General features: G+C 46.7%; 28 protein-coding genes. 17 read left to right on the top strand and 11 right to left on the bottom strand.

Going from position 1 to position 26,900, the window contains the following annotated elements; translation table 11 throughout:
- Positions 1 to 21 precede the first annotated feature (21 nt).
- Both NIT04_RS16535 and NIT04_RS16530 read right to left on the bottom strand, forming a co-directional pair.
- Positions 22 to 1,161: a zinc-dependent alcohol dehydrogenase gene (locus NIT04_RS16535; RefSeq protein WP_252504623.1), complete on the bottom strand. Its 1,140-nt coding sequence runs from the start codon at positions 1,159 to 1,161 to the stop codon at positions 22 to 24.
- Between the two features lie 69 nt (positions 1,162 to 1,230).
- A complete protein-coding gene (locus tag NIT04_RS16530; protein ID WP_252504622.1) occupies positions 1,231 to 2,361 on the bottom strand; it encodes a CAP-associated domain-containing protein in 1,131 nt (376 codons plus the stop codon).
- Between the two features lie 109 nt (positions 2,362 to 2,470).
- Between NIT04_RS16530 and NIT04_RS16525 the strand changes: the two genes are divergently transcribed.
- The 4 genes from NIT04_RS16525 (at position 2,471) to NIT04_RS16510 (ending at position 4,915) form a co-directional block, all read left to right on the top strand.
- A complete protein-coding gene (locus NIT04_RS16525) occupies positions 2,471 to 3,352 on the top strand; it encodes a putative RNA methyltransferase (protein WP_252504621.1) in 882 nt (293 codons plus the stop codon).
- A 263-nt stretch (positions 3,353 to 3,615) separates the two neighbouring features.
- Positions 3,616 to 4,266 carry a pentapeptide repeat-containing protein gene (locus NIT04_RS16520; protein ID WP_252504620.1) on the top strand — a complete coding sequence of 217 codons (651 nt, stop codon included), beginning with the start codon at positions 3,616 to 3,618 and terminating at the stop codon, positions 4,264 to 4,266.
- A gap of 44 nt (positions 4,267 to 4,310) precedes the next feature.
- Positions 4,311 to 4,781, top strand: a complete 471-nt coding sequence (locus tag NIT04_RS16515; protein WP_252504619.1) for a hypothetical protein — start codon at positions 4,311 to 4,313, stop codon at positions 4,779 to 4,781.
- Positions 4,778 to 4,915, top strand: coding sequence for a hypothetical protein (locus NIT04_RS16510; protein ID WP_252504618.1), 138 nt, complete (start codon positions 4,778 to 4,780; stop codon positions 4,913 to 4,915). The genes NIT04_RS16515 and NIT04_RS16510 overlap by 4 nt, the downstream gene beginning before the upstream one ends.
- Positions 4,916 to 4,972: 57 nt before the next feature.
- Here the strand turns inward: NIT04_RS16510 and NIT04_RS16505 are convergent, their stop codons facing one another.
- From NIT04_RS16505 to NIT04_RS16485, 5 genes are all read right to left on the bottom strand, one after another.
- Positions 4,973 to 7,102, bottom strand: coding sequence for an MMPL family transporter (locus NIT04_RS16505; protein ID WP_252504617.1), 2,130 nt, complete (start codon positions 7,100 to 7,102; stop codon positions 4,973 to 4,975).
- 18 nt (positions 7,103 to 7,120) lie between these two features.
- Positions 7,121 to 7,417, bottom strand: coding sequence for a hypothetical protein (locus tag NIT04_RS16500; RefSeq protein ID WP_252504616.1), 297 nt, complete (start codon positions 7,415 to 7,417; stop codon positions 7,121 to 7,123).
- A 72-nt stretch (positions 7,418 to 7,489) separates the two neighbouring features.
- Positions 7,490 to 7,690: a cold-shock protein gene (locus NIT04_RS16495; protein ID WP_060205704.1), complete on the bottom strand. Its 201-nt coding sequence runs from the start codon at positions 7,688 to 7,690 to the stop codon at positions 7,490 to 7,492.
- 160 nt (positions 7,691 to 7,850) lie between these two features.
- Positions 7,851 to 8,849, bottom strand: coding sequence for an inorganic phosphate transporter (locus NIT04_RS16490; protein ID WP_252504615.1), 999 nt, complete (start codon positions 8,847 to 8,849; stop codon positions 7,851 to 7,853).
- Between the two features lie 12 nt (positions 8,850 to 8,861).
- Positions 8,862 to 9,482 carry a DUF47 domain-containing protein gene (locus NIT04_RS16485; protein ID WP_252504614.1) on the bottom strand — a complete coding sequence of 207 codons (621 nt, stop codon included), beginning with the start codon at positions 9,480 to 9,482 and terminating at the stop codon, positions 8,862 to 8,864.
- Between the two features lie 226 nt (positions 9,483 to 9,708).
- On the opposite strand from NIT04_RS16485, the gene NIT04_RS16480 reads away from it, so the two are divergent.
- The 11 genes from NIT04_RS16480 (at position 9,709) to NIT04_RS16430 (ending at position 20,220) form a co-directional block, all read left to right on the top strand.
- Positions 9,709 to 10,242 carry a hypothetical protein gene (locus tag NIT04_RS16480; RefSeq protein WP_252504613.1) on the top strand — a complete coding sequence of 178 codons (534 nt, stop codon included), beginning with the start codon at positions 9,709 to 9,711 and terminating at the stop codon, positions 10,240 to 10,242.
- Positions 10,243 to 10,278: 36 nt separating this feature from the next.
- Positions 10,279 to 11,829 carry a flotillin family protein gene (locus NIT04_RS16475; protein ID WP_252504612.1) on the top strand — a complete coding sequence of 517 codons (1,551 nt, stop codon included), beginning with the start codon at positions 10,279 to 10,281 and terminating at the stop codon, positions 11,827 to 11,829.
- Positions 11,830 to 11,988: 159 nt separating this feature from the next.
- A complete protein-coding gene (locus NIT04_RS16470) occupies positions 11,989 to 12,687 on the top strand; it encodes an ABC transporter ATP-binding protein (RefSeq protein WP_252504611.1) in 699 nt (232 codons plus the stop codon).
- The gene (locus NIT04_RS16465; RefSeq protein WP_252504610.1) at positions 12,677 to 13,948 is read left to right on the top strand and encodes an FtsX-like permease family protein; all 1,272 of its coding nucleotides are present in this window, start codon (positions 12,677 to 12,679) and stop codon (positions 13,946 to 13,948) included. Before NIT04_RS16470 ends, NIT04_RS16465 begins: the two co-directional genes overlap by 11 nt.
- 112 nt (positions 13,949 to 14,060) lie before the next feature.
- On the top strand, positions 14,061 to 14,984 hold the full coding sequence (locus NIT04_RS16460; RefSeq protein ID WP_252504609.1) for an HD-GYP domain-containing protein: 924 nt from the start codon (positions 14,061 to 14,063) through the stop codon (positions 14,982 to 14,984).
- A gap of 104 nt (positions 14,985 to 15,088) precedes the next feature.
- Positions 15,089 to 16,471, top strand: a complete 1,383-nt coding sequence (gene fumC, locus NIT04_RS16455) for a class II fumarate hydratase (RefSeq protein WP_252505133.1) — start codon at positions 15,089 to 15,091, stop codon at positions 16,469 to 16,471.
- 1 nt (position 16,472) lies between these two features.
- Positions 16,473 to 16,886: an HIT family protein gene (locus NIT04_RS16450; RefSeq protein ID WP_252504608.1), complete on the top strand. Its 414-nt coding sequence runs from the start codon at positions 16,473 to 16,475 to the stop codon at positions 16,884 to 16,886.
- A 64-nt stretch (positions 16,887 to 16,950) separates the two neighbouring features.
- Positions 16,951 to 17,451 carry a PCYCGC domain-containing protein gene (locus NIT04_RS16445; protein WP_252504606.1) on the top strand — a complete coding sequence of 167 codons (501 nt, stop codon included), beginning with the start codon at positions 16,951 to 16,953 and terminating at the stop codon, positions 17,449 to 17,451.
- A 694-nt stretch (positions 17,452 to 18,145) separates the two neighbouring features.
- The gene (locus NIT04_RS16440) at positions 18,146 to 18,667 is read left to right on the top strand and encodes a DinB family protein (protein WP_252504605.1); all 522 of its coding nucleotides are present in this window, start codon (positions 18,146 to 18,148) and stop codon (positions 18,665 to 18,667) included.
- Between the two features lie 126 nt (positions 18,668 to 18,793).
- A complete protein-coding gene (locus tag NIT04_RS16435) occupies positions 18,794 to 19,450 on the top strand; it encodes a diphthine--ammonia ligase (RefSeq protein WP_252504604.1) in 657 nt (218 codons plus the stop codon).
- Between the two features lie 209 nt (positions 19,451 to 19,659).
- Positions 19,660 to 20,220, top strand: coding sequence for an integrase (locus NIT04_RS16430; protein WP_252504603.1), 561 nt, complete (start codon positions 19,660 to 19,662; stop codon positions 20,218 to 20,220).
- Positions 20,221 to 20,306: 86 nt separating this feature from the next.
- Here NIT04_RS16430 and NIT04_RS16425 read toward each other — a convergent pair whose 3' ends face one another.
- The 3 genes from NIT04_RS16425 to nfsA all read right to left on the bottom strand — a co-directional run bounded on the left by NIT04_RS16425 (position 20,307) and on the right by nfsA (position 22,798).
- Positions 20,307 to 20,633, bottom strand: coding sequence for a nucleoside triphosphate pyrophosphohydrolase (locus NIT04_RS16425; RefSeq protein ID WP_252504602.1), 327 nt, complete (start codon positions 20,631 to 20,633; stop codon positions 20,307 to 20,309).
- Between the two features lie 30 nt (positions 20,634 to 20,663).
- Positions 20,664 to 21,833, bottom strand: a complete 1,170-nt coding sequence (locus NIT04_RS16420) for an SAM-dependent methyltransferase (RefSeq protein WP_252504601.1) — start codon at positions 21,831 to 21,833, stop codon at positions 20,664 to 20,666.
- Between the two features lie 233 nt (positions 21,834 to 22,066).
- Entirely contained in the window at positions 22,067 to 22,798 is a 732-nt protein-coding gene (gene nfsA / locus NIT04_RS16415; RefSeq protein WP_252504600.1) for an oxygen-insensitive NADPH nitroreductase, read from the bottom strand.
- An 88-nt stretch (positions 22,799 to 22,886) separates the two neighbouring features.
- On the opposite strand from nfsA, the gene NIT04_RS16410 reads away from it, so the two are divergent.
- A complete protein-coding gene (locus tag NIT04_RS16410) occupies positions 22,887 to 24,446 on the top strand; it encodes an FMN-binding glutamate synthase family protein (RefSeq protein ID WP_252504599.1) in 1,560 nt (519 codons plus the stop codon).
- A gap of 123 nt (positions 24,447 to 24,569) precedes the next feature.
- On the top strand, positions 24,570 to 26,213 hold the full coding sequence (locus tag NIT04_RS16405; RefSeq protein WP_252504598.1) for an AMP-binding protein: 1,644 nt from the start codon (positions 24,570 to 24,572) through the stop codon (positions 26,211 to 26,213).
- Between the two features lie 75 nt (positions 26,214 to 26,288).
- On the opposite strand, the gene NIT04_RS16400 is transcribed toward NIT04_RS16405, so the two are convergent.
- Entirely contained in the window at positions 26,289 to 26,654 is a 366-nt protein-coding gene (locus NIT04_RS16400; RefSeq protein ID WP_252504597.1) for a hypothetical protein, read from the bottom strand.
- Positions 26,655 to 26,900: the final 246 nt, after the last annotated feature.

The raw sequence follows: 26,900 nt of genomic DNA, 5'->3' as shown, positions 1-26,900 counted from the left end.
TGCGTGGACCGGTTTTTATATTCAAGGCTTCAATATCACTTTGATGCAATCATCTTCATGCTCGTAGAAGTGATGGTAAGCGGCTGATGCTTCCTCCATCGGTACGACATGGGTGATGATTTCCGTCGGATCGAATTCGCCTTTTGTAATCTTGTCAAACAATAAAGGCATGTAGTGAATGACAGGAGCTTGTCCCATCTTCAGCGTAATATTCCGCTCGAACATATTCCCGAGTGGAAACATGTTGTAGAGCGATCCATACACGCCTGTCAGATGAATCGTCCCGAATTTGCGCACAGCTTGGTAGCCGATTTCTAGAGCGCTCAACGCCCCGCCTTGTACTTTCATCTTTTGACCGATCTTCTCCGCGAGATTCTTTTTACCGTCCATCCCGACACAATCGATGACAATATCGACTCCGCCGCTCGTAATTTCTTTAATATGCGCGCCCATATTGTCATAGTCATCGAAATTAAAAGCTTCCACCTGGTTCATATTGATAGCGTGACTAAGTCGATAAGGGACATGGTCAATCGCAATGACGCGTTTCGCGCCTTTCATCCAAGCGAATTTCTGCGCCATCAAACCTACAGGACCGCATCCTAGGACAGCGACAGTATCCCCTTTCTTCACACCTGCATGCTCTACGCTCCAATAAGCGGTCGGCAGCACATCGGACATGAACAGAAGCGCCTCGTCCGGCAGTTCGCAAGACTCAGGGATGACAAATGGCGCAAAATTGCCGTAAGGAACACGTAAATACTCCGCCTGGCCACCCGGATACTCTCCATAGCGTTCGGTGAATCCTAAATAACCGCCCGTATCGACATGAGGATTGGGGTTGGAATTATCACATTGGCTTTCCATCTCATGCTCACAATAAAAACAGTGGCCGCATGACACATTGAACGGAATGACGACGCGATCTCCTTTTTTGACTTTCGTCACATTTGGACCAGTTTCCACGACAATTCCCATCGGTTCATGGCCGATGACATAGTCTTTATGTGTCGGCAACGCGCCTAAATAGATATGCAGGTCGGATCCGCAAATGGCTGTTGAGGTGACCTTGATAATGATATCATCGGGCTTTTCAATCTTCGGAGCTTCCACATTCTTCACTTGGATATCTTTCACACCTTGGTACGTTACAGCTCTCATTCGAACTCCTCCTTTTCTATATTCTCCTCCTTATATTCCCCTTAAGAGACAGATATAGTCGTGAAGAGTTCATTGCAGGAAAAAGTTCTCCGTGTAATACGGCTGTGATTTTTCGTTGAAAGCGACCCCTATGCCGAGATGGCTGTAATCTTTTATTAATATATTCTCCCGGTGCCCTTTCGAATTCATAAGGCCTTCATGTGCGAAAATGCTGCTTGACTGGCCGTAAGCCAAATTTTCGCCCGCCCTGCGGAACTTGATATGGTCCTCTTTCATCCGGTCGAAGGGTGAGAGCCCCTGCAGATTATCGTGGCTGAAATAATCATTGATCGCCATATCGCGGCTATGTTTGCGGGCCGTTTCGGCGATTCTGTCATCCCATCGCAATATCGAGCGGCCATGCCGGACACGGGCAGCGTTCGTCAAATCGAAAAGTTGCTGCTCGAACCCATTGCGCAAAGATACATCCCCGCCTGCGTACATCCCGTTTTTTCTCTGCTCCAATGCGGTCGTGATGAGCTTGACAGCCGTCACGGTTTCATTCCGATGAAGATCATAAAACACATACAAATAGGCACCTCCGGCTTTAAAGAGGTCCATCCCTTCGTTTTCCTGAAGGACGTAGATGTTCAAGCCTTTGCGGATCTCATTCAGTGGCTCGCCATACGCTTTCCGGACTTCCGCTTTCGGTGTGCCATACTGGATCCCGGCTTTTGAGGAAATGAGGTTGTCGTTCGTGTAGATCGCATTCACTTTCGAATTTTCGTCAAAGGAAATCATGACGAAATTCTGGTAATCCTCATGGTACGTAAACCACTCGGTGCCGTATTCATTCAATGAATAGCTTTTTGGCTCTCCAAGCTCTGCCTTCACTTGTTCTTCGCTTGCTCCAAGCTCGATATTATGGATGGACATTGCAGAGTGATCGGGCTTGTCCAATATAGGTTTGGCCACTTTGTCTGGAATCATCTGTTCCACTTCAGAAGACTTCGAAGATATATATAGGAAGATTTTATCGGCAGCGTTAAGGATAGAGTTCATGGCGGAAACGACCGGCTCTTTCTCCAATACGTTCTCAATCTTTTCGTCGACCGGATTCAAGAAGGAAAGGTCGACATATTTCGAAACGGGCTCTTCCCATAAAGGTTTAGCGAGATAAAGTGCAACTATGAAAATGATGAATTGAAAAATCCGCTTCACGGAAATCGCCTCCTTTCTATTATTGTACCCGCTGAAGGTGCGATAGATACAGTGGGACCTGTTGATAGTTTGAGTCCAGGCGGAAAGGCGGTATACTGGTAGAACAATAATGGAACGGAGCATCGAAATGAAATTGACGAAGAAAATGCAAAGCGCGCTTGTGATGGAGAAGAATATACAGCTATTCAAATGCCCAATCTGTTCTGCTGGGATGGAAATGGAGGGGCATTCCCGACTCGTCTGCCGGAACATGCACTCGTTTGATTTGGCGAAGAGTGGTTATGTCAATTTGGCGCCGCAAGCCCATTCGACGAAATACGATAAGTCGCTGTTTGAAGCGAGGAATGCCGTCATGAATAGTGGTTTTTTTGGACCAATCCTTAAAAATATCATCACTCGTTTGGATGGTCATTTGGCGGAAACGAAAAGTCCCGTCCTATTGGATGCGGGCTGCGGGGAAGGGACCCATTTACAGGCAGTTCATTCACAGCTAGGGACGGAAAGTGTCTGCATCGGCATCGATTTGGCGAAGGAGGGCATTACGGCAGCTTCGAAAGCCTATCCGGGAATCATTTGGAGCGTGGCGGATCTCGCTGCCATGCCTTTTGCGGATTCTAGTATGGATGCGATCTTGAATATTTTATCACCGGCGAACTATGCGGAATTCAACCGGCTGCTGAAACGAGGCGGCTTGTTGGTGAAAGTGGTGCCGGAAAGCGGGTACTTGCAGGAATTACGGGAAGTCTTTTACGACGGGAAGCAGCAGAAAGAGGAGGCTGACCCGGTAGCGAGGTTCCAAGAACAGTTCGATGCAGTAGAGACGGAACGAGTGACATACCGATTTGAATTGCCTGAAACGTTGCTCGCACCGTTGATCCGCATGACGCCACTCACATGGAATGCGACTGAAGAACGCGTTCGTGAGGTGCTGGCGATGGGAATGAAGCACATTACGATTGATTTACGGGTGATTTCGGGAGTACGGAGATAATTAGTGTGGGGGAAATGGACAAGCGGTGATAAAGTCGTCGTGAGCGGTGATAACCTTATTTTAAGTGGTGATAAACTAGCCGTGAGCGGTGATAAACTCAACTCAAACGGTGATAAACGGGATTTGTAGTTCGCCTGGATAAGGAGATGGTTAGATGTTCAGCGGAATTAGTTCGATTCCAAATTGGTTTTATATATTGGCGTTTTCAGTCGTCATACTGCTCATTCTATTCTTTGAATGGAAGACGCGATAGGGGGGATTTCATGGCAGAGAAAAGGGACAAGCGTGTGAAGCCGAAATTGTCGATGGAACACGAACTGTTAAGGCCTTCGGATATATGGATGCGGGAAAGGTTTATTGAACAAGCGAGATTTGAAGGCGGTGTAATGCCTGGCGCAGATGGGGTGAGCCTCGTGTTCGATAATTGTGTATTCAAGGATATGTCTTTTGCGAATAGTGATTGGAGAGGCGTGGAATTCGTCGATGTTTTATTCCAAACATGCGATTTCTCGAACGTGCAAATGGGGAACGTCATGTTCCACCGTTGCGAAATCGTTAATTCGAAGCTGACGGGAGCGGATTTGGCCAATTCCAATGTAGGACATCTTCTCGTGAAGGATAGTGACGCCCGCTATGCGAACTTCAATTTTTCCGAGATAAAGGAAGTTGAGTTTACTGATTGCAATTTAATGGATAGCGATTTTTACGAATGCAAGTTCAATCAAGTGCGGTTTGAAAAGTGTAAGCTCGACAATGCGAATTTCTCGGAAACTGATTTGGATGGCGTGGATTTATCAAGCAGTACATATGAAAACATTGAAGTGACTGTACCGAAAATTGCGGGATGCATCGTTTCGATTGAACAAGCTCTCGGTTTTGCGCGTGCACTCGGTCTCACGGTGAAGGAAGAATAATGGTATACTGGAAAGACATTTGACAAAGAAAGAGTGGCCAGATCATGCTAACATTCGAACAAAAACAGCAAATCATTGAGACATTCCCTGAACTGACGAGGAAAGAAGTGTCGATGAAACGGCTCAACTACCATTATGAAGATAGTTTGTACGACAAAACCGTCGTCGTGCAGCATCTACACCCGAACGGCAATGGATTTGTGTATGTGGAAGGAATCCCGAGCTACGAGCCGGATGACCGCGGACTCGTCAATATTCGTGAAGCGACGGAAGAGGAATTGAAAGCAATAATCCGTGATGCCATTCGCGCGCTATCGACAAAAGAAGAGGAAGAAGATCCGCTTGAAGAAGTATGGGTGAATGGACAAGGCCAGAAGTTGACGTTATTGGAAGAAGAGGGTTTCTTCAATGTTTATCATGGCTATAATTTGGAGGAAAGCTTCGGAGATTACCGGGAAGCTGCGGATTATTTGAAGGAGGAAAACTTCACAATTAGCGGAGGTGAATCCGAGTGAAGGGAAGAACGCTCGTCATAGGACTGGTCGTTTTCGTCCTTGCGGTAGTGGCGATCATTTATTTTCTGATGATTAAACAATTCGATAAGGATGCACATGTCAATACGAACGTGGAAATTGTGGATTTGATATGAAAAAACTGCCTCGACAAACGGGATTTCCGTTGTCGAGGCAGTTTTTTATTGTAAAAGTTAATGCCAATTCCCAGCTTTATATGGCCCTTTCCTGAAAGGCATCCACCAGTTCCATTTCCCGAACAGCTTCATCAAACTCGGGACGAGCAGAAGGCGTATGATCGTGGCGTCAATGGCAACTGCGATTGCGATGCCGACACCGATCTGCTTGACAGGCATGACGTCCGTGAACGCGAATGCGCCGGTCAAAACAATCATAATTAAAGCCGCGGATGTAATGATCTTGCTTGTCGTTGCAAGCCCTTCGACAGTGGAATGATCATTATCGAATGTGTTCGCATATTCCTCCTGCATCCGCGAAATGAGGAACACTTCATAGTCCATGCTCAAGCCGAAGACGAGACTGAAAACGAGTATCGGAATAATGAGCGCAATCGTTCCGGGATGCAGTCCGAAATGTCCGTATTGGAAAATGTAGACGAGAATTCCGAAGGTCGCGGACAGTCCGACGATGTTCATTAAAATCGCCTTCAACGGAATGAGCACCGAGCGGAATGCAATCATCAAGATGATGAACGTCGACACGAGAATTACCGTCAGCACAGAAATTATATTGCCGAAAATCTCATCGAAAATTTCCTGGTTGAACTTCGGTTGACCACCCACCAACAGATTCCATTCCTTCTGTTCCGACCAATCCCGCGCCCATTGCTGCGCTTCTTCGGACGTACCTTTCGCCTGAAGCGTCACGGGAATCAATACTTGATCGTCTTTCACGAATGAATCGAGAAGCGGTTCAAGCTGTGCCTTCATTTCAGGGTCTTGCGTCGCTTGTTCCCATTCTTCTGGGGACCCGACTCCACTTGCAGTGTAAATGGTCGTCAGTTTGTCGACTAAAGGGTCATTGGCTAAATCCTCTTCCAAGACTTTCATTGCTTTTAAGCCTTCCGTATCAGACCAACCGCCGTCCCGTTCCGCAACTATGTACACATTCGATTGCTTACCAAGCCCGAAAGTGTCATCCATCAATTCGTACGAAGCCCGCGTATCATACGACGCCGGCAGTGAATCGATCTGTGGGATCGTCAAATCCATATTTTTCACGGGAATTATAGCAATACCTAGTAAAACGAGTGCTGCAATCGTAATGAGGACGGGCCGTTTGATAACCGCATTGGCAAACTGCCTCCATCTATCGGAGCCATTTTCCTTCACTTTCAGAATGCGTCCTTTGTTTAAACGGTCGCCAAGCAGTATCAAAATAGATGGCAGCAATGTCACTGAACTGAGCACGGCCATGCCGACGACAAGCATACCGCCGAGCGCGATATTTTGGAAAATCTCCACTTTGATAATGAACATCGCGCCGAGTCCGATGAACACACAAAATGCCGAGAAAATGACAGACCTGCCCGCAGTTCGGATAGTCGTCGCTACAGCTTCGAGTACATCACTCTTCAATCGTTCCTCCCGATAGCGGCTAATGAATAGAAGCGAAAAGTCGATGCTCAAAGCGAGCCCGAGCATCGGGACGATATTCAATACAAAGATTGCCAAGTCCATCTGTCCGCCAACTAACGCCAACACGCCGAACGTGGAAATGACGGTTGCCACCCCGACAATTAAAGGGACCATCGATGCCATGACCGACCCGAAGGCGAATAGAAGAACGATGATCGCAATCGGCAATCCAATTGCTTCCGCCTTCATCAAATCGCGCTGGCTTGCGCTGTTAATATCTTTTGTAATGGCTGATTGTCCCGTTAAGACAATTCCTTTCTTATCCCCGATCGCTTCCCGGATATCAGTGACGACAGTGGACATGTCCTTGCCGTTCCTCTCAAAATGAAGCAATGCGTATGAAACATCGTTTGTATATTGCTCTTCATTTTCCAGCGGGGAAACGACTTCGGAAGCAAGGCCTAGCTTCTCAATGTCCGCCAAGGTGGAAGCGATCGTTTCGTCACTCACCTTATCAAAGACGACGAACATCGTTTCCGCGGGCAAATCGAACTTCTCGGAAGCGATCTTCATCACTTGTTCATGTTCCGCATCCATCCTGAATCCGTCACCCGCAAGCAGCCCTGGCAAGCGGAGCGCAAAAATAGCCATCGCAATAAAAAACGCAATCCAGGCTATCATGATCGTCTTATAATACTTCGTAACAAAACGCGCAAGTGTGCGCATAACATCTTCCTCCCTGATCTATCTGTCTATTCCCTTATCATAGCGAAAATGGATGAGAATGTCTTTTCTAAAGGAATAGATTAGAAGAATCGCGTCCAAAGTGAGGAGCCGCGCGTCCAAAGTGGTTGTCTGCGCGTCCAAAGCGGGAGGTCGCACATCCAAAATACGTGCCCACGCGTCCAAAGTCGGTGCTCCCGCGCCCAAAGTGAGTGCCTCCGCGCTCAAAGTCGGTGCCTCCGCGCCCAAAGTGAGTGCCTCCGCGCTCAAAGTCGGTGCTTCCGCGCCCAAAGCCGGCTGCCGCGCACTCAAAGTCACTGCACCCACATATTATATAAAACGAAAAAAACCACTCCCCGAAGAAAGTGGTTTTGAAAGGTTTAAATCAAATTAGTTTTTTTCAACGTTTGTAGCTTGAAGTCCGCGTTGACCTTGTTCGATTTCGAAAGTCACGTCTTGGCCTTCTTCAAGAGTCTTGAATCCGTCGCCTTGGATAGCGGAGAAGTGTACGAATACATCGTCGCCATCTTCACGTTCGATGAAGCCATAACCTTTTTCTGCGTTAAACCATTTTACTTTACCTTGTTCCATGTTTGTTTCCTCCTCGTGTGCTAAGCACACATTGTGTTACTATCCTTGCTCAAGTCTTGAAGCGGTCAAGCGTAAAAATCGTGACCATCACGCCGAACAAAAATAATTCTTCTTTATCATAACAGAGGTTTTTTGGCAATGCAAGTTAAAAGTTTTCTTTTTAGAAAAATAAGTTCAAAATTTGATACACAATTGCGGCAAGAGCAGCCGAAATTGGCATTGTAATTACCCAAGTGAGGACGATTTTTTTCGCGACTCCCCATTTGACGCCTTTAACACGTTGTGCAGAGCCGACGCCCATGATGGCGGAAGAGATGACGTGCGTCGTGCTGACAGGCAAATGGATGAGCGTCGCGCCGAAAATGATCATCGCGGAGCTCAAATCGGCTGCGGCTCCGTTGACAGGCCGAATTTTCATAATTTTTCCGCCGACCGTCTTGATGATCTTATACCCGCCGATCGATGTCCCAAGTCCCATCGCCGTTGCTGCGGCAATCCGAACCCAAAGCTGGATGTCGTCGCCCGTCTGCATTTGCGCTGCAATCAATGCCATCGTAATGATCCCCATCGCTTTTTGGGCATCGTTCGTACCGTGCGTAAAAGCTTGTAGAGCTGCTGTTCCGATCTGCAAATAGCGGATACGTTTATTCGCCTTGAACAGATTCCGATTCTTCAACAACACCTTGAAAAGCGACATCACGAGGAATCCGCCCGCAATGGCGATGAACGGGGAAATGAGCAGGGCTTGCATAATTTTGATAAAACCGCCGTAATTCAAAATGCCGATCCCTGCAGCTGAAATGGCTGCGCCAGCGATTGAACCGATCAACGCATGCGATGAACTTGACGGTATGCCATAATACCAAGTGATCAAATTCCAGGCAATCGCAGCAGTAAGAGCTGCCAAAATGACGAGCGATCCGTTATCCAATAGAAACGGATCGACAATGTCTTTGGAGATTGTCTTTGCAACGCCTGTAAACGTCAAAGCGCCGATAAAATTCATGATTGCGGCCATATAGACGGCTGTCCGTGGTTTCAATGCACGTGTCGAAACCGAAGTCGCAATGGCATTCGCGGTGTCGTGGAATCCATTAATGAAATCGAAGGCAAGCGCAAAAACAACGATTGCAATCGTGAGAAACAATACCATTTCCATAATTGCTACCCCTTACGCGTTTCGCATGATAATTGTTTCGAGTGTGTTCGCCACGTCCTGGCAATGGTCTGCAATCTCTTCCAGCAGCTCATAAATATCCTTGAACTGGATGATGCGGATCGGATCTTTTTCACGGATAAACAGTTGTTTGATCGACGTGCGAAGGACTTCATCGCAAATCCGCTCATATTCTTTAATCAAAACGGCATGATCCCGCATTTGGACGAGCTTCTTCTTCGCCAACAGCTCCATCGCCTTGACGATTTCATCGGAGCTTTTCACGATGTTGTCCATGAACTTCTGGACATATTCATCAATTTCCGTGAGGGAGAACATTTCCAGATTCGCGGCGAAATGTTCGATGCCGTCTAAGATATCGTCCATTTTAATGGCCAATTGTAAAATATCTTCCCTTTCAATTGGCGTCATAAACGAAATGTTAAGCTTGGAAATGAGTTCGTGAATCAATTCATCGCCCGATGTTTCGTACTCCTTCAGCCTGATGCTCACTTCTTTTAAATCTGCTACAGATGTCACTTTATAATCATGCGCATAATGCATCGCTTCTTGAACATGCTCAGCAATCTCCAAAAGAGCTGCGAAAAAAGGATCGGTTTTACGTGGACTGAACATTTTTAGGCCTCCATCCGTTTTCCGGAATCAATTTTTAGTAGTCTTATCATAGCAAAAAAAAGTAAAAATAAGTACAGATATAGTGGCTGAATTCTTTGGAAAAGTAATTATATGGCTCAAGTATTATGTTGTGAAGATTTTAATTTATTTCCATTAATATTGAAACTTTATTCCTGACCAGCCGTATGTATAGTAGAATTCAATTAGGAGAAGGCGAGGTGAAAGGATGGAAGTGTTCGGAATGCCGGTCATCAATGTTTATTTGACCGTGCTCATTATCGGCGGATTGGCAACCGTGCTGTACATTTTCTTCAGTGACATTGCAGAAGGGATAGGCGATGCGAGTCCGCTATTGGATCCCGCTGTCATTCTAGCATTCATTTCATTTACATCTGCAGTTGGTTATATTTTGGAGTTGACGACAGAATGGAACCACTTGCTAATCCTGATTATAGCACTTGGGGCGGCGACCGCATTGGACTTCCTTCTATATTTCTTCGTGCTCCTTCCATTGAAATCCGCGGAAGTATCGCTTGCCTACACGGATGAATCACTCACAGGACAGGTCGGCAAAGTCATCGTCCCGGTACCGGTCGACGGCTTTGGCGAAATCATCATCGAGACGGTGAATGGCATCATTTCGAAGAGGGCTGCAGGTTATGAAAACAAAGCGATCGACTACGGAAAAGAAGTTCTAATCATTGAAGTGAAGGAAGGGACGTTCATCGTGAAGGAGTATGAACCTTTCCGCTTCAAATGACCAAATCCAAACTAATTTTGTTAAGGGGGAATCAGAATGCCAGGATTTTCAGGAGTGTTTATTGTCATCGGGATTGTCGTGTTCATTTTGCTGGCCGTCATACTCGTCTACATTTCGAAGTATAAGACGGTCGGGCCGGATGAAGCGCTAATCGTCACGGGTAGTTATTTAGGATCGAAAAACGTACATACGGATGACTCGGGCAACCGAATCAAAATCATCCGTGGCGGGGGAACGTTTGTCTTCCCGGTGTTCCAGCAATCGGAACCGCTCAGCTTGCTTTCAAGCAAATTGGAAGTGACGACGCCTGAAGTGTACACGGAACAAGGAGTTCCCGTCATGGCCGACGGAACTGCCATCATTAAGATCGGTGGATCGATTTCTGAAATCGCGACGGCGGCAGAGCAGTTCTTAGGAAAATCGAAAGCCGACCGCGAAAATGAAGCGAAGGAAGTGCTGGAAGGACATTTGCGTTCCATTCTAGGATCGATGACGGTGGAAGAGATTTATAAGAACCGTGATAAGTTCTCTCAGGAAGTACAACGTGTCGCATCACAAGACCTTGCTAAAATGGGGCTAGTCATCGTTTCATTCACAATTAAAGATGTACGCGATAAAAACGGCTATTTGGATTCTCTCGGTAAACCGCGTATCGCCCAAGTGAAACGGGACGCCGACATTGCAACGGCCGAAGCTGAAAAAGAGACGCGCATCAAGAACGCTGAAGCGTCGAAGGAAGCGCAGAAAGCGGAAATCGAGCGTGCTACGGAAATCGCAGAAGCGGAGAAGGAAAATCAGTTGAAAGTCGCTGATTACCGCCGCGAGCAAGATATCGCGAAAGCGCGCGCCGACCAAGCGTATGAGCTCGAATCCGCACGTGCAAAGCAAGAAGTTACGGAGCAGGAGATGCAAGTCAAAATCATCGAGCGCCAAAAGCAAATCGAGTTGGAAGAGAAAGAGATCTTGCGTCGTGAGAAGCAGTACGATTCCGAGGTTAAGAAAAAGGCCGATGCGGACCGTTATGCGATCGAGCAAAACGCAGCTGCGGATAAGTCTCGCCAGATGGCTGAAGCGGAAGCAGAGAAATATCGCATCGAAGCTCGTGCTGCTGCGGAAGCTGAAAAAATCCGCCTCGACGGATTGGCAAAAGCCGATGCGCAACGTGCGCAAGGTGAGTCAGAAGCCGATGTCATCCGCTTAAAAGGTCTTGCGGAAGCGGAAGCGAAACGCAAAATCGCGGAAGCGTTCGAACAATACGGCCAGGCAGCTGTGCTTGATATGATCGTTCGCATGATTCCGGAATACGCGAAACAAGTTGCAAGCCCGCTTTCGAATATCGATAAGATTACGGTGGTTGACACGGGCGGCGGTGAAGGCGGCGGTGCCAATAAAGTGACATCGTACGCAACGAATTTGATGTCGACATTGCAAGAATCGTTGAAAGCCTCTTCAGGCATCGACGTAAAGGAAATGATGGAGAGCTACGTCGGGAAGAACAACCTACGTCCAAGCCTCGATAATCTGGCGGAAGAGCTTCGTACAACAAAGCCGACCGCAGTTAAACCGAAGTCTGTTGATGAAGAATAAGTTTTACTGAAACCCCCGGTCCACGAATGCGGACCGGGTGTTTTTAATTGGTAAAGGCATTAGCGCAATCATCTTAAGAATTTCTTCATACTTCTCCTCACTTCTCCTTAAGATTCTCTCCGTACAATGAGAAACAGTTACAACGTTGGAGGGAAATCCATGATACAAGTTCAGGAATTGACACATTCATTTAAAATTGGCAAGAAAGGCAAGGAGAGGCATGTCCCGGTGCTGAAGGGGCTATCCTTCACGATTGACAAAGGCGAAATTGTTTCGATTGTCGGGCGGAGCGGGTCGGGGAAGTCGACATTGCTCCATATAATGGCGGGGTTCCTTAAGCCGGATGCAGGTATTATCCGAATAGGAGATACGCTAACGTCAGCATTCAATGAGGTGGAGAGCGCGAAATTCCGCCTTGATCATTTTGGCTTCATTTTTCAAAACTTCCAGCTCATGCCGGGTCTCACGGCGTTTGAAAATGTGGAGCTGCCATTGAAACTCGCTGGAGTTTCCAAAAAGGAAAGGCGGGAAAAGGTCCGACAACTTCTTCAGCTTGTCGGCTTGACAGAGGTGCAAGACCATTATCCGAATGAATTATCAGGTGGACAGCAACAGCGTGTGAGCATAGCGCGTGCGCTCATCACCGATCCGCCGATCATCTTTGCGGACGAGCCGACGGGGAGTCTCGATTCGGAGACGGAGCAGGACATCCTGCTGCTCATCAAAGCGCTAAATAAGTCCCGCGGCATTACATTTATCATCATTACGCATGATGACACGGTGGCGGAGACGGCCGACCGCATGTACCGCATGCACGACGGTGAGTTAACAGAAGGGGGTGGCGCACATGCAATTTAACGATCAGATCGATTTCGTACGGCAACATATTAAAAAGAATAAACTCCGCGTCTTCATGACGATCCTCGCTGCAACGATGGGCACAGCATTCTTGATTGTCCTTGCATCCGTCGGATTTGGCATCCACGACACGATGCGAAATGAAATACTCGACAATCGGTTAGTGAATCAAATTGAAGTGTACTCGAGTGATATGGATCAGACTAAAGTGGAGGAACTTAAAAAACGGGATCGTGTGAAAGCGGTCGTCTTTCGCCAGTCTGTTAGCATTAACCAGCAAACGGAATTGGACGGGTTCATCGGCAGCCATAACATGACGGTCACGGAATTCCAAGAGGAAGCAAAAGTGGGCTTCGCCTTGCAAGAGGGGCGCTTGCCGGAGAATAAACATGAAGTCGTCGTCGGAAACCATTTCGCCGAAAATCTGATTGAACCGAAAGCGGACGACGGAGAAGCGGAACCTTCAACCTATAAGGAAGCAATTATCGGCAAACAGTTCACATACAAAATGGGATTGTTTGAAGAAAAAGAACTGTTCCCAGAAGAAACAACATTGACTATCGTTGGTATTGCAAAAGAGCCTGCGAAAGATTGGGTAATGGACTTTAATATTTACGCGGACGCGGCCATCATGCCTGATTTGAATCAGATTTTCCTCACCCACGTAGAGGATGCGGACAGCGAATTGTTCTACGGGAACGTCAATGTGTATGCAGATAATCTGGAAAATGTCACTGCGCTAAGCAAGTCACTCAAAGAGGAAGGGTTTGCCGTCTACTCCATTGCAGATCAGCTTGAGCAACTGGATGTCTTCTTTCTGGCATTTAAAGCAGGCCTCGTATTTGTCGGCACGATCGCGATTTTAATTGCCTCCATCGGAATATTCAACACGATGACGATGGCTGTAACGGAACGAACACGAGAAATCGGCGTCATGAAAGCAATCGGGGCTAGCCCGAAACTGATCCAAAGACTATTTCTCATGGAAAGTGCATGGATTGGAATAATAGGAACAGTCATCGCAGTCGTGATCTCTTACGGTGTTAGTTTCATCGCCAATATGGTTTTGCCGATTATCGTTTCATCTGCGCTCGGGGAAGAAGAAATCGCAAGCTTAGATATCACTTTTTCCATCATTCCATGGCAACTCGTCGTCATAGCATCCGCAATCAGCATTTCGGTCGCCATGATTTCCGGCTGGCGCCCAGCTCGCAAAGCGACAAAGATTGATGTCATTCAGGCATTGAGGCAGGAGTTATAATAGAAAGTATATTCCATGTATTCAAAAATAACTATAGAAGTTCCTTGCATTTTCCGTTATAATAGTAGAAACACGTGGAATATAGTCGAAACCTGCTTGACGGAGGATGCCTATGGGAACAACTCGAAACTACACGCACCGCCAAACAGATGGCCAGTACCCCGTTTTACGCATGACGTCCGGACAAATCATGATTATGGGTCGTTGGAATAACGTTGCGGAAGCCCTCTTTTCTTTGAATGAAGGGGGATCTTTCTGTGCCCAATACAACTCAAAGAACACGATTGTCGAAACGTACACGTTATTGGATGGAGAAGTCGAAATTGAATACCGCGGTACTCGTAAGAAACTGCAAATCGGAGAAACGCTTGACGCTTCCTGTTACGACGCAATCGTCACATTTTACGGAACATCCGACGCAGAGATCCTCATGAAGATGGATGCCGATTTCTATGAACAACTATTTTTCGAAACGCAGACTCTGCAAACCGAAATGGATGCTGTTGCGAGAGTGGATGGCTACACGTATCACCATTGCGATCGAATTAGGCAATACGCCATTGAAGTTTGGAAACGGATGGACCAGCCGAAATGCAGACTCAAATTGCTGCGGTGGGGTTCCTATTTCCACGATATCGGGAAGCTTGCGATTCCACTTGAGATTTTGAACAAACCCGGAAAGCTTACGGCGGATGAGTGGGAAACAATGAAATCGCATTCCTTGATCGGTGCAAACATTATGCGCGCCCATCCAGTGGAGTGGTTGAAAGATGCCGCATTCATCGTCGAACAGCATCACGAGCGATTTGACGGCAAAGGATATCCCTATGGATTGAAAGGGGACGAAATATCTTTGGAAGCCGCCATCGTCTCAGTCGTCGACGCCTATGACGCCATGATAACAGAACGCGTCTACAAACAAGCGGTGACGGTCGAAGAGGCGTTTGCGGAACTGAAAAGGGGCAGAGGGACACAATTCCATCCGGAAGTAGTGGATAGATTTATAGAAATATTCCAGGAAAAGAAATTGGCCTGATTTTGAAAGACTCGGATAACCGGGTCTTTTCATTTTATTTCAACTCTAAAAAAGTGCATGATAGAAGGAGGAGTTTGAATTATCTATTGAAAGGCGGAGGGAAAATGGAATATCGTATCGAGCATGACACATTTGGAGAAATCAAAGTACCAGCGGATAAGTTATGGGGCGCGCAGACACAGCGGAGCAAGCAGAACTTTAAAATCGGTGGAGAACGGATTCCGCTCGGCGTCATCCGTGCGTTCGCCCATTTGAAAAAATCTACCGCAATTGCGAGCAACTCATTCGGCAATCTATCAGACGCGAAGATGAAAGCGATCGTGGCGGCTGCTGAAGAAGTGATCGAAGGCAAATGGGACGACCATTTCCCGCTCGTCGTCTGGCAAACTGGCAGTGGGACGCAATCGAACATGAATATGAACGAAGTGCTAGCGAACCGCGGCAATCAGCTGTTAGAGGAGTGGGGCGAAGAAGAGCGTCTTCATCCGAACGATGATGTGAATAAATCTCAAAGCTCCAACGACACATTCCCGACAGCACTGCATGTCTCGGGCGTTATCGCGGTTGAACGTGAATTGCTGCCAGCTCTACAAGAATTGAAGGCAACGCTTGGCAATAAAGCTGAAGAGTTCATGGACATTATTAAAATCGGCCGTACGCATCTGCAAGACGCGACGCCGCTTACATTGGGCCAAGAAATTAGCGGTTGGCATCGTATGCTTGAGAAGACGGAAAAGATGCTTAACGAGAGCGTCCAATCGATGAAGGAACTTGCCATCGGCGGAACTGCTGTCGGTACAGGATTGAATGCACCAAAAGGATTCGGTGAGAAAGTGGCTGAAGAGATTTCAAAATCGGTCGGTATCGCATTCACATCGGCGGAAAATAAATTCCACGCCCTCACAAGCTATGACGAAGTCGTCTATACACATGGCGCGATGAAGGCACTTGCAGCGGATTTGATGAAAATCGCGAACGATGTAAGGTGGTTAGCGAGCGGTCCGCGGTCAGGGATCGGCGAAATCACCATTCCGGAAAATGAACCAGGCAGCTCCATCATGCCAGGCAAGGTTAATCCGACACAAAGTGAAGCACTCACAATGGTCGTTGCGCAAGTGATGGGGAATGACGCGGCCATCGGATTTTCAGCAAGCCAAGGGAACTTTGAATTGAATGTCTTCAAGCCGGTCATCATCTACAACTTCCTGCAATCTGCAAAACTACTTGCAGACGGCATGCGCAGCTTCAATGACAATTGCGCGGTCGGAATCGAACCGAACCGGGAAGAGATTGATAGCAAAGTGAAAAACTCGCTTATGCTCGTAACTGCTCTTAATCCGTATATCGGTTATGAAAATGCAGCGAAAATCGCGAAGACAGCGCATAAAGAAGGCACGACATTGAAGGAAGCCGCGCTCAAAACCGGCCTTTTGACAGAAGAGCAGTTCGATGAATACGTGGATCCTTCCAAGATGATTGGACGGTAAAATGTATAAAGAAAATTGCCCTTACTGCAACTTGACCGCAGATTCGGAGCAGCAAATCATTTTTGAGACGGAGACATGCGCCTATATCCAAAAGCCTTCCGAGCAAAGAGTGCTGGAAGGAAGCGGCTTGATCGTTCCGAAACGGCATGCGGTCGATGTGTTTTCATTGACGGCGGATGAGTGGCGGGATACGCAAGAGCTCCTGTTGAAAGCAAAGAGTTATTTAGAAGAGCGTTATGGCCATGATGGCTATACAGTCGGTTGGAATACAGGCGAAGTGGGCGGGCAATCGATTCCGCACGCCCATCTGCATGTCATCCCGCGGTTTTCCGACGAACCGCTAGCTGGAAAGGGCATCCGCTATTGGATTAAGCAGAAGAAAAACAAACGGGATGCAATGTCCACAAATTTGTAACCGTGCTATGTATCAATCTCCGCTATGATGGAAGGACAAGTAACTTATAAAGGAGTCGATATGGATGAAGAAAAGCCTTACGTCAATCATGTTCATATTGGTCCTTGTCCTATCCGCATGCGGAGACAAGGCGCAACAGCACACGGAAAAGGAACATCTGGAAGTGGGCCATGAAAGGCACTTGCCGAATGGCGATCTGCAGGAAGTGACCGAGTCGGCCGCAGTCTTGCCGAAGTTTTTGGATGACAAGCCCGAAGACATGCGCCTCGTCTACCAAATGGCGGCATCAGCTGAAGATATACTAGCCTATATGCCTTGCTACTGCGGTTGTGGGGAAAGTGCCGGCCATGGCAGCAACTTGAACTGCTTCGTCGATGAGATCCGTGAAGACGGCTCCGTCGTCTGGGACGACCACGGTACACGCTGCCTCGTCTGCTTGGAAATTGCCGTTCAATCAGTGCAAATGAAACAAGAAGGAAAGTCCATGAAGGAAATCCGTGAATTCATTGACGATACTTACAAAGAAGGCTACGCAGAACCGACAGATACGCCGATGCCTGTATAAACACAGCGCTCAGCCTGTTGACAAACGCTCGCATCCGTTGTTGGGGCCTACAGGAAGTAGGTCATGCATCCGTTGCCAATCGAACGGCGAAGGGTTCGATTTGCCGTATTTCTGCGTTCTTTGCAGAAATTAAGGCACTTTCAAGACGCGGCGCCCTTAGGATGCCTTCCCTAATCGCTCGTCCGCTCATGAACTTTAGTTCTATTCGCGTCTTCGCTCCACTTCGAGCGGGCTCGCAGGATGCGAGTCATGCAACCGTCGCCACAGGACGTGGCGCTCTTAGGTTGCCTTCCTTGACAAGCGTTTTCAATCAGGCTGAGGATATACTTAGTTATCCTGTCTACACTCTGAGCGCTCCATCCTAGCTGGGTGGAGCGTTTTTCTCTTGCGGCGCATAAACTCATTGAAAGAAGCATAAATTGTTCCAAAGGCGCATAATTCACTGCACATACTCATAAATCATCCTAGAAACGCATAAACCACTAGATTGACGCATAAATCGCGCGAAAGCCTCATAATTGCTTCTAAATACGCATAAATCCTTCCAAACTCTCATAACTAGTTCAATTACAATTTTAACCAACATCTTATTTTTCTGAATATGATTCTATCACTTTAATTTTTCTTCAAAAAGGCGTATGCTGTGGGAGTAAAATTGAATGCCCCTAGTTCGTTCTATATAAGGAGAGATATAATGGTTTTAGAGGGGAATAACAAAATCAGAAGAAAAATTTACCACACCCTCGATGGGTTGACTGATAACGAATTTAATGCAACTCCGTCAACAGGAGGTTGGTCTCCGAAACAGATCTTGGAACACCTCGCATTGATGGAAACTTATATAGCATCAAAAATTTCGGGAGAATTGAAGAACCCGAATAGTCAAAGGGCCTCCAAGAAAATGATCGTCCTTTCCGGAAGCTTACTCGTCAAAGGAAAACTCCCTTTGCAAACACAACCGACAGATACGTATAAGACGATTGCAGATATTAAAGAAGAACTTCATAACTCAAGAATCTATTTGCTCGATGTCTATGATGGCTGCAGCAAAGATCAATTGCGTGATAAGTCCTTCAAGCATCCGAACCTAGGATTGATTCCACTGGAACAATGGTTCCCGGTCGTCGGCTTGTACGAGAAATGCCATTTGAAGCAATTGAGGAAGACAATTGATGATTTACGAATAAACGGCTACTCATTAGAAGCGGCAGAATAAGAAAAGTCCCCGAACGCTATCACGCCTGGGGACTAATTTTATTTATGAACGTACTGGATTCACATGTTTCAACGAATATATACATCATATTATTTTAGCAATATAACGTAAGGAGTCGTGTTGCAGATGAACAATGAACCTTTCGTCGCTTCATGGAGTGGCGGGAAAGACTCGACGCTGGCGTATTATCGTGCACTTCAAGCAGGTGGAGTCGCAAAACGGATTTGGACAATGTTCGAAGAGGATAAAGAGCGATCAAAATCTCATGCATTGCCATTGGAAATTATCCAAGCGCAGGCGGAAAGCATCGGTGTTCCTTTGATGATCCGCGGAGCGGACTGGAATGGGTATGAAGAGCAATTTTTAGACGCAATGAAGGAATGTGTCGATGCAGGAATTCCAAATGGCGTTTTCGGAGATATCGACCTAGAAGACCATTTGACTTGGGTGCAAACGGCATGTGCCAAAGTCGGCATGAAAGCAATCCACCCACTATGGATGGAATCGCGCCGGAAGCTGTTGGAGGAATTCGTCAACGCAGGCTTTGAGGCGTATATAGTTGTTGTCAATACGAAGATGATGCCTGCGCAATTTATAGGGCGTGAATTCACGATTGAATTAATGAACGAACTAGAGTCGCTAGGCATTGATTCATGCGGGGAATCGGGGGAATTCCATACAGTCGTTGTAGACGGACCGATTTTCGAGAAACGTGTGCCTATCGAGTTCAAAGGTCGGCATGAGCGAGACGGATATGTATTCATGGACGTCGGGTTAAAATGAAATAATTAAAAATCACGAACCTGCCAACTTAGTCAGTTAGCAGGTTTTTGACAATTTGGTGGATATTGGGACTTTACTATTGAAAAAAATCCCTTATTTAATTATAATAAAAAAGTTGCATGTGAAAAGCTCTTGAATGAAAAATGCATAAATGCCAAACTGGCTAACATAGATAGAATCTAAACAGTAAAGGGTGTATGGGAAAGAGAATGAAAGAACGAATGACGGTATCGCAAATCGTCGCTGTAATCGAATCGACCATCTATGCCGTAAACATGGATGTGGAGCTGAAACAGGAACGCACGGGTGTTAATATGATGTATGATTTCATCAAAGATGAAGTGATTGTCGACATTGCCCGGGTACAAAAGGCCTGCCAGGAACTCCCCGAACCGATGCCACTGGAAACGTATCTCCGTATTTTGACCATCCACGAGCTTGGGCATGCGATGGATCGCAAAGCCTTGCTTGACTCACTCGACCGTACGAAAGAAATCATGCTTATGAAAAAACAAGCTGCGGCTGAAAAGAGGCCAACGGATCTGCCTCTCATGACGATGGTGATAGAAGAGCATGAAACCGACATCGCCTTTGAAGAAACTGCATGGGCCAATGCCGAAATACTGAACAGCTTTTTTGAAATCGTCGATGGAGACAGCTTTGAAAAAGTGAAAGCGCACAGTCTGTCGACATATCGAGCGTCATATGAGTACGATTTGGAAATTTATAACGGATTCATTGACACGCAAGAGGAATTATTATCCGTATAACATCAAGAAACCGCCTGCCTGAGGAATCGGGAGGCGGTTTTTTGAGTATTGAAAAGGGAATTGGACGCATCCGATTCCCTTACAATTCACTCATCTTCAACATCGATCAAATAAATCCTCTCGTCAAACCCTCCACGCTTTTCAGCTTTTTGCAGACGGACTTTCTCCAACTCATCAAAGCTAGATCCGTGGGCAACAGCAGCCGCGTTGATCAGCTCTAATAAATCAGCCAATTCTTCGATGGCATCCTCAGCCGTCTCCGCAGTTTCGTATTCAGCAAGTTCCTCATGCATTTTCTTGTTGAGCTCCGTTATGAATTCATCATCATTCATGATGCGTGTCGTACACGTTTTCCCTGAGCTTTCAATAATATGGGGAATGAAGTCACGTACGAGCTTGTTGTAAGTAGGCATTATTTCAACTCCTCAGAGAGAGCGCGTGTTTTATTGTATATATCCCGCTTCTTTTAATTCCCTTTCCAAAAACGGTTTCGCGTTCAGCAAGTCCCGAAAGGCTTCGTATTTTGCGATGGAACTAGAAGTTGGTTTCTTGCCTGTTTTATAAGCCCGGATCAAAATATTTTTCGGCGTATGCTCCATATCGATAAACTCTAGCAGCTGTGCATCGTACCCAACGAGCTTCAAAAGTTCAGCCCGGATGGAGTCCGTCGCAAGTGCGGAAAAGCGTTCTTTAATGAGCCCGTGCTGGAGCATCACTTCAAGAGCAGGGGATTGGATTTGCGAGAACAGTTCGTGCTGGCAGCAAGGGACGCTTAAAATCACTTCCGCTCCCCATTTGACTGCGCGCGCCAAAGCCATGTCTGTTGCAACGTCACACGCATGTAACGTGACGACCATGTCAACGGACGTTTCCTCGTTATAATCGTTAATATCGCCAACGAGGAACTCCAGCTGTTCATAGCCCAGATCCTTCGCGATCAAATTGCATTCTTCAATGACTTCCTTTTTCAAATCAAGACCTGTCACCTGGATATCCAATCCCTTTTCGATATGCAAATAGTGATAGAGGGCGAACGTCAAATACGATTTGCCGGAACCAAAGTCCAAAATGCGGACGGGACGGTCTTTCGGCAAGTGGACGAGCGCATCGTCGATGAATTCGACAAAGCGATTAATTTGCCGGAACTTATCGTATTTCTGCTTCTTCACCTTGCCTTCCGCCGATTGAACGCCGAGACGGATGAGGAAAGGATAAGGAGTTTCATCGTCCAAAAGATAATTCTTTTTCCGGTTATGAGACAAGTCGACTGTTTTCGTCGTAGCCGTCTTCTCGCCTTTCCAGGAAACTTTGAATTTTTTCGTCAGCTGGATATGAACTTTCTCATCCGTGAATTCTGCCTGCATTTGCTTGAATTGCTCCAGTAGTTGTTTGAGAGCGGGTTGAATATCTGGGATTTTTATATTTTCATGTTTCAAAATACGTTCGTAGTGATATTCAAATTGTATATGGACTTCTTTCTTAATTTCTACGGGCTTCAATTTCACTTTCTGAAGGCCGGTCGATTTGTAGCGGGGCTGACTGATCGTCCCGTGAATGAATGACCCTTCCTCGATTCGGAGGACAAGTTTCTCCACAAGTTCTTCAAATTGCATAATGCTGGACCTCTTTTCGGACAAATATATATATAAGAATACAACAAGGGATTGGCATTTGACCAATCCCTTGAAGTGAAATCTGTTTATGCGTTGAAATTTCGTTTTATGCGCAAGTTATCCGATTTATGAGCTTTTCTGCGAATTTATGCGTCGATTATTGCGTTTATGCGTGAGAATACCATTTTATGCGTTTTTGGGACGCTTTATGCGTATTTAATGCATTCAGTGTTTCATTTAAACGTAAATCCACGTTTCGCCAAAAACTCTTTCATATATGTCCGTCTTGGTTCGGCGAGGAAGTCGGCCATTTGCACGGACCAGGCTGTATCCTTCTGGTTCGATCCGCGGTTTAAGTAATAGTCGTGCATCGTTTGGTCATAGGTTGGAAGAATATCGTCATATTTGGCAGCGTCATAGCTGTTCTCATGGATGATCGCTTCTACTGGCAATCTCGGTTTCACTTCGTTCGCTTCGTCGGGAACTCCGATCGACATCGCGAACATTGGTGCGACGCCGTCCGGGAGTCCTAATAGATTGCTGATTTCCTCCGGCGCATTTCGGACGCCTCCGATATAGCAGATGCCATATCCTTTCGACTCTGCGGCGATTGCGACATTTTGGGCGAAGAGCGCAACGTCGATCGAGCCGACGAGCACGTTTTCCGCGTGGGAATAATCGATTTCCTTGCCGTGCAATGCGGCTGCTTTTGCCAATCGGCAATAATCCGCGCAGAAGACAAGTACGGCTCCAGCTGAGAGGATTTGCCTTTTATTCTTCGACAAGTCGGCCAGTTGTTCCCGTTTCTCCGGATCGGTTACGTGGATGACAGAGTAGGCTTGGACGAAGTGGGAGCTCGCCGCATGCTGGCCTGCATGGACGAGTTCTTGGACGTCTTCCTTTGATAGGGGAATGTCCTTGTATTTTCGTACGGATGCGTGTGATGTCAGTAATTCGATGACCATATGTATCCCTCCACAAGATTTCGTTTTTCAAAATGTTCGAATATGTTCATGTTACACTACACGAAACGCATAGGAAAGGGGTGTGCTCATGGGCTGGTTTGAAGGCATTTCGTTGACGACAACTTTGCTCGTCCTTATTTTAGTCATCATTCCTATTTCAGTCGCAATCTATCTTTACTTCTATGACAAACGACAGAAGCAGCACGCGATTCTACGGAACTATCCCGTGCTCGGACGGATGAGATATGTGCTGGAGAAGACGGGACCTGAGCTCCGTCAGTATTTGTTCAACGCTGATCATGAAGGGAAGCCTTTCAACCGGGAAGAATATTTGCATATGGTGCTTCCCGGGAAGTATTTGAACAGCATTATCGGTTTCGGATCAAAACGTAATTTTGAAGAGGCAGGCTATTACATCCGCAATGCGCTGTTCACGAAGCAGAATGAGGAAATGCGTGTCGATAACGATGAGTTGATCAATACGATGCGTTACCGTGTCGATGAAGATAATCTCTTCTCGAGGAAAGAGCATCGGGAGGAAATTCCTGCGTTGCCTTGGCTATTGCCGGAAGAGGATGCAATCGTCATCGGACCGAACTGCGAGCATCCATTCCACGTCCGGAGCCTGCTTGGCCAATCCGGCATGAGTTACGGAGCGCTTGGTGAAAATGCCATTACCGCCTTGTCGAAAGGGATCGGCATGGCGAAAGAAGCTTGGATGAATACCGGGGAAGGCGGACTTTCCCCGTATCATTTGGCGGGAGATGCCCACATCATTGCACAGATTGGATCGGGCTTATTCGGCTTTCGTACGGAGGAAGGGGAATTCAGCTGGGAGCGCCTCCGTGAAAAGGCGGAAATTCCACAAGTAAAAGCATTTGAAATCAAGATGGCACAAGGCGCGAAAATGCGGGGAGGCCATGTCGAAGGGGAGAAAGTGACAGAGGAGATTGCAAAAATCCGGAATGTCGTTCCGTTTACGACAATTAACAGTCCGAACCGTTTCAATCAGTTCTCCGATTATCCGACGTTATTTGATTTTATCGAACAAATAAGAGATCGTGGCGGAAAGCCTGTCGGGATTAAAATCGTCATCGGGGGCAAGGAGGACGTGGAGGAGCTTGCGTCGTTCATGCATGAAATGGGCAAAGGCCCGGACTTCATTTCCTTGGATGGAGCGGAAGGGGGATCCGGAGCAACATATCAGGATTTGGCAGACAGTGTCGGATTACCGCTTAAGTCGGCACTCGTCTTATTGGATGACGCGCTTCGGAAATATGAAGTGCGCGACCAGGTGAAAATCATCGCTTCAGGGAAAATAACGACGCCCGATAAAGCCGCAATCGCTTTGGCAATGGGCGCCGACCTAGTCCAAATTGCTCGTGGCTTCATGATCTCGGTCGGATGCATCATGGCTGAAAGGTGTCATACGAATGAGTGTCCAGCAGGTGTAGCAACGACGGATAAAAATCTGCAAAGGGGACTTGTCGTAGAGGAGAAGAAATTCCGTGTCACAAATTACATTTTGACGATGCGTGAAGGTTTGTTCCGGATTGCTGCTGCGGCAGGGCTGGATTCGCCGACAAAATTCGAGCGCCATCATGTCGTGTATAAGGACGAAAGGGGACGTGTTTTCCCTGTTGAATAAAGAACTTGAGTCGTTTTGCCTAACTGGTGAAACGACTTATTTTGAAGAGGAATACCTAAGACACCTTCTGAATTTTGTGATAATATGTAAATAACTATAGATTCGCAGAAAGGGGTTAGATGGATGTCTTTGTTGAGTAAAACGGTTGGCGAGGTCTTAAGGGATTGGGCAAAAGCATTGCCCGAGCAAGAGGCCTATGTATATCCGGAGCATGGAATCAGAAGAACATATGACGAGTTTGATTGTGAGACTGACGAGCTGGCGAAGGCATTCATCGGGATGGGGATCCAGCGGGGGGAGCATGTCGCCATCTGGTCCGATAACAAACCGCAATGGTTGCTGAGTCAGTTTGCGACAGGGAAGATGGGGGCTGTCCTCGTTACGGTGAATACAAATTACCAAGCGAACGAGCTCGAATATTTGCTGAAACAATCGGATGCGACAACATTGATTTTGGATGAAGGATACAAAGGGACGAGCTATATCGACATTATCCGTTCCATTTGTCCGGAACTGCAGAATAGCAAAGATGGCGTCGTTTCCAGTGAAAAGCTGCCGAAATTGAAAAGAATTATTCTTATGACGGATCGCGAGGAATCCGGAATATATAAATGGTCGGAGTTTCTCGCTCACGCTGCCGGTATTACGGATGAGGAATTGGCTGAGCGGGAGAAGAGCATGTCGCCCGAGGACGTTATCAACATCCAATATACATCAGGGACGACAGGCTTTCCGAAAGGTGTCATGTTGACGCACCACAATATTGTGAACAACGGAAAAATCATTGGGGATTTCATGAAATTGACCGAGAAAGACCGACTCTGCATTCCTGTGCCTTTCTTCCATTGTTTCGGAGCGGTTTTGAGCAACTTAGCTGCGGTGACGCATGGATCGACAATGGTCATCCTTGAACAGTTCAATCCTCTTCGCGTATTGGAAGCGGTCCAAAATGAAAAATGCACGGCTCTTAACGGGGTGCCGACGATGTTCATTGCTGAATTGAACCACCCGGATTTCCATAGATTCGACACGTCGACATTGCGGACCGGCATCATGGCGGGCTCCACTTGCCCGATTGAAGTGATGAAACAAGTAATCCACGAAATGGGTGCAGAGGAAATTACGATTTGCTACGGACAGACGGAAGCGTCGCCGGTCATCACGCAGACGCAAACCGATGATCCGATTGAAAAGCGTGTATCGACAGTCGGAAAACCGCATCCGTTTGTCGAAGTGAAAATTATAGATCCGTTGACGGGAGAAAAGGTGCCTGCCGGTAGTCCGGGTGAACTGTGCACACGCGGCTATCATGTGATGAAAGGGTATTATAATAATGAGGAAGCGACAAGTGAGGCAATCGATGAGGATGGTTGGCTTCGTACTGGGGATATCGCTGTCATGGACGAAGCTGGCTATATCGACATTACAGGCCGAATAAAAGACGTCATCATCCGTGGCGGGGAAAACATCTACCCTCGAGAAGTGGAGGAATTCCTATATACGCATCCAGGAATATCGGACGTTCAAATTGTCGGAGTGCCGGACTCGAGATATGGAGAGGAATTGATGGCATGGATCATCCCGAAAAAGGGAGCCGCGATTGACGAGGAAGCTATACGTTCGTTTTGCAGAGGCAATATTTCGCATCATAAAATCCCGAAATATATTAAGTTCACTGACGAATACCCGATGACTGCGTCAGGGAAGATTCAGAAGTTCAAACTTCGTGAAATGTCGATTGACGAATCATTAAGCCATCAACTGTAAAAAAGACTCGATTTGCAACAGGTGAAGGGAAAACCCTTCACCTGTTTATTTATTCATCGTAAGAGAGTTGAGAATTCATTCGTATAATGTCGATTCGAGTGATCCGTCGGCGTGGTAGACAGCTAGAATTCCATTATGTTCATTGACGTACGGTTTCGCTTTTTCAAGTAAGTCATCCTTTGTATCCTCCTTGAAAATCGCTCGTGCGCCATTTTCTTTCATAAGAATCCAGTCCTCGTCACGCGCTTTCACTTCATATTTTGGACGAACGGAACTGTCACCAAGCACGTATTCCCTTGCTTTTGCAGTAGCAATGGAAATGGCGCGACCTTCTTCATTCCCTTCGCGTAACAATGCATTTGCTATTTCAATTGCCTTATTCCTTACATCGGAATCCAGATTTTTAAAAGAATCAGGGTAATCGTTTTTAGTCCAAGGCATTAGAAATCGCCTCCTTACGTAGACGATTCCCTCTTTCGCCATGCTTAAACGTTCTTCATTCGGTGTTTTATCCAATTTCTACTGTCGAAAGCTGTTCATTTCCCAGGAAATATGTAGGAAGTGGCCCGAATTTGTCTTATTTTATACCATTATAGGAATAATAAAGTTAATTTTTAAAAGACTCCTTTACTAATTGAAAAGATGATATTATAAAAAGAAATAGAAAAAGAAACAGGAGGGGAAAAG

The sequence above is a fragment of the Sporosarcina sp. Marseille-Q4943 genome (assembly GCF_943736995.1).
Classification (GTDB): Bacteria; Bacillota; Bacilli; order Bacillales_A; family Planococcaceae; genus Sporosarcina.
The sequence above is the reverse complement of the archived record's forward strand: the minus strand, read 5'-3'. Positions and strand labels throughout refer to the sequence as shown.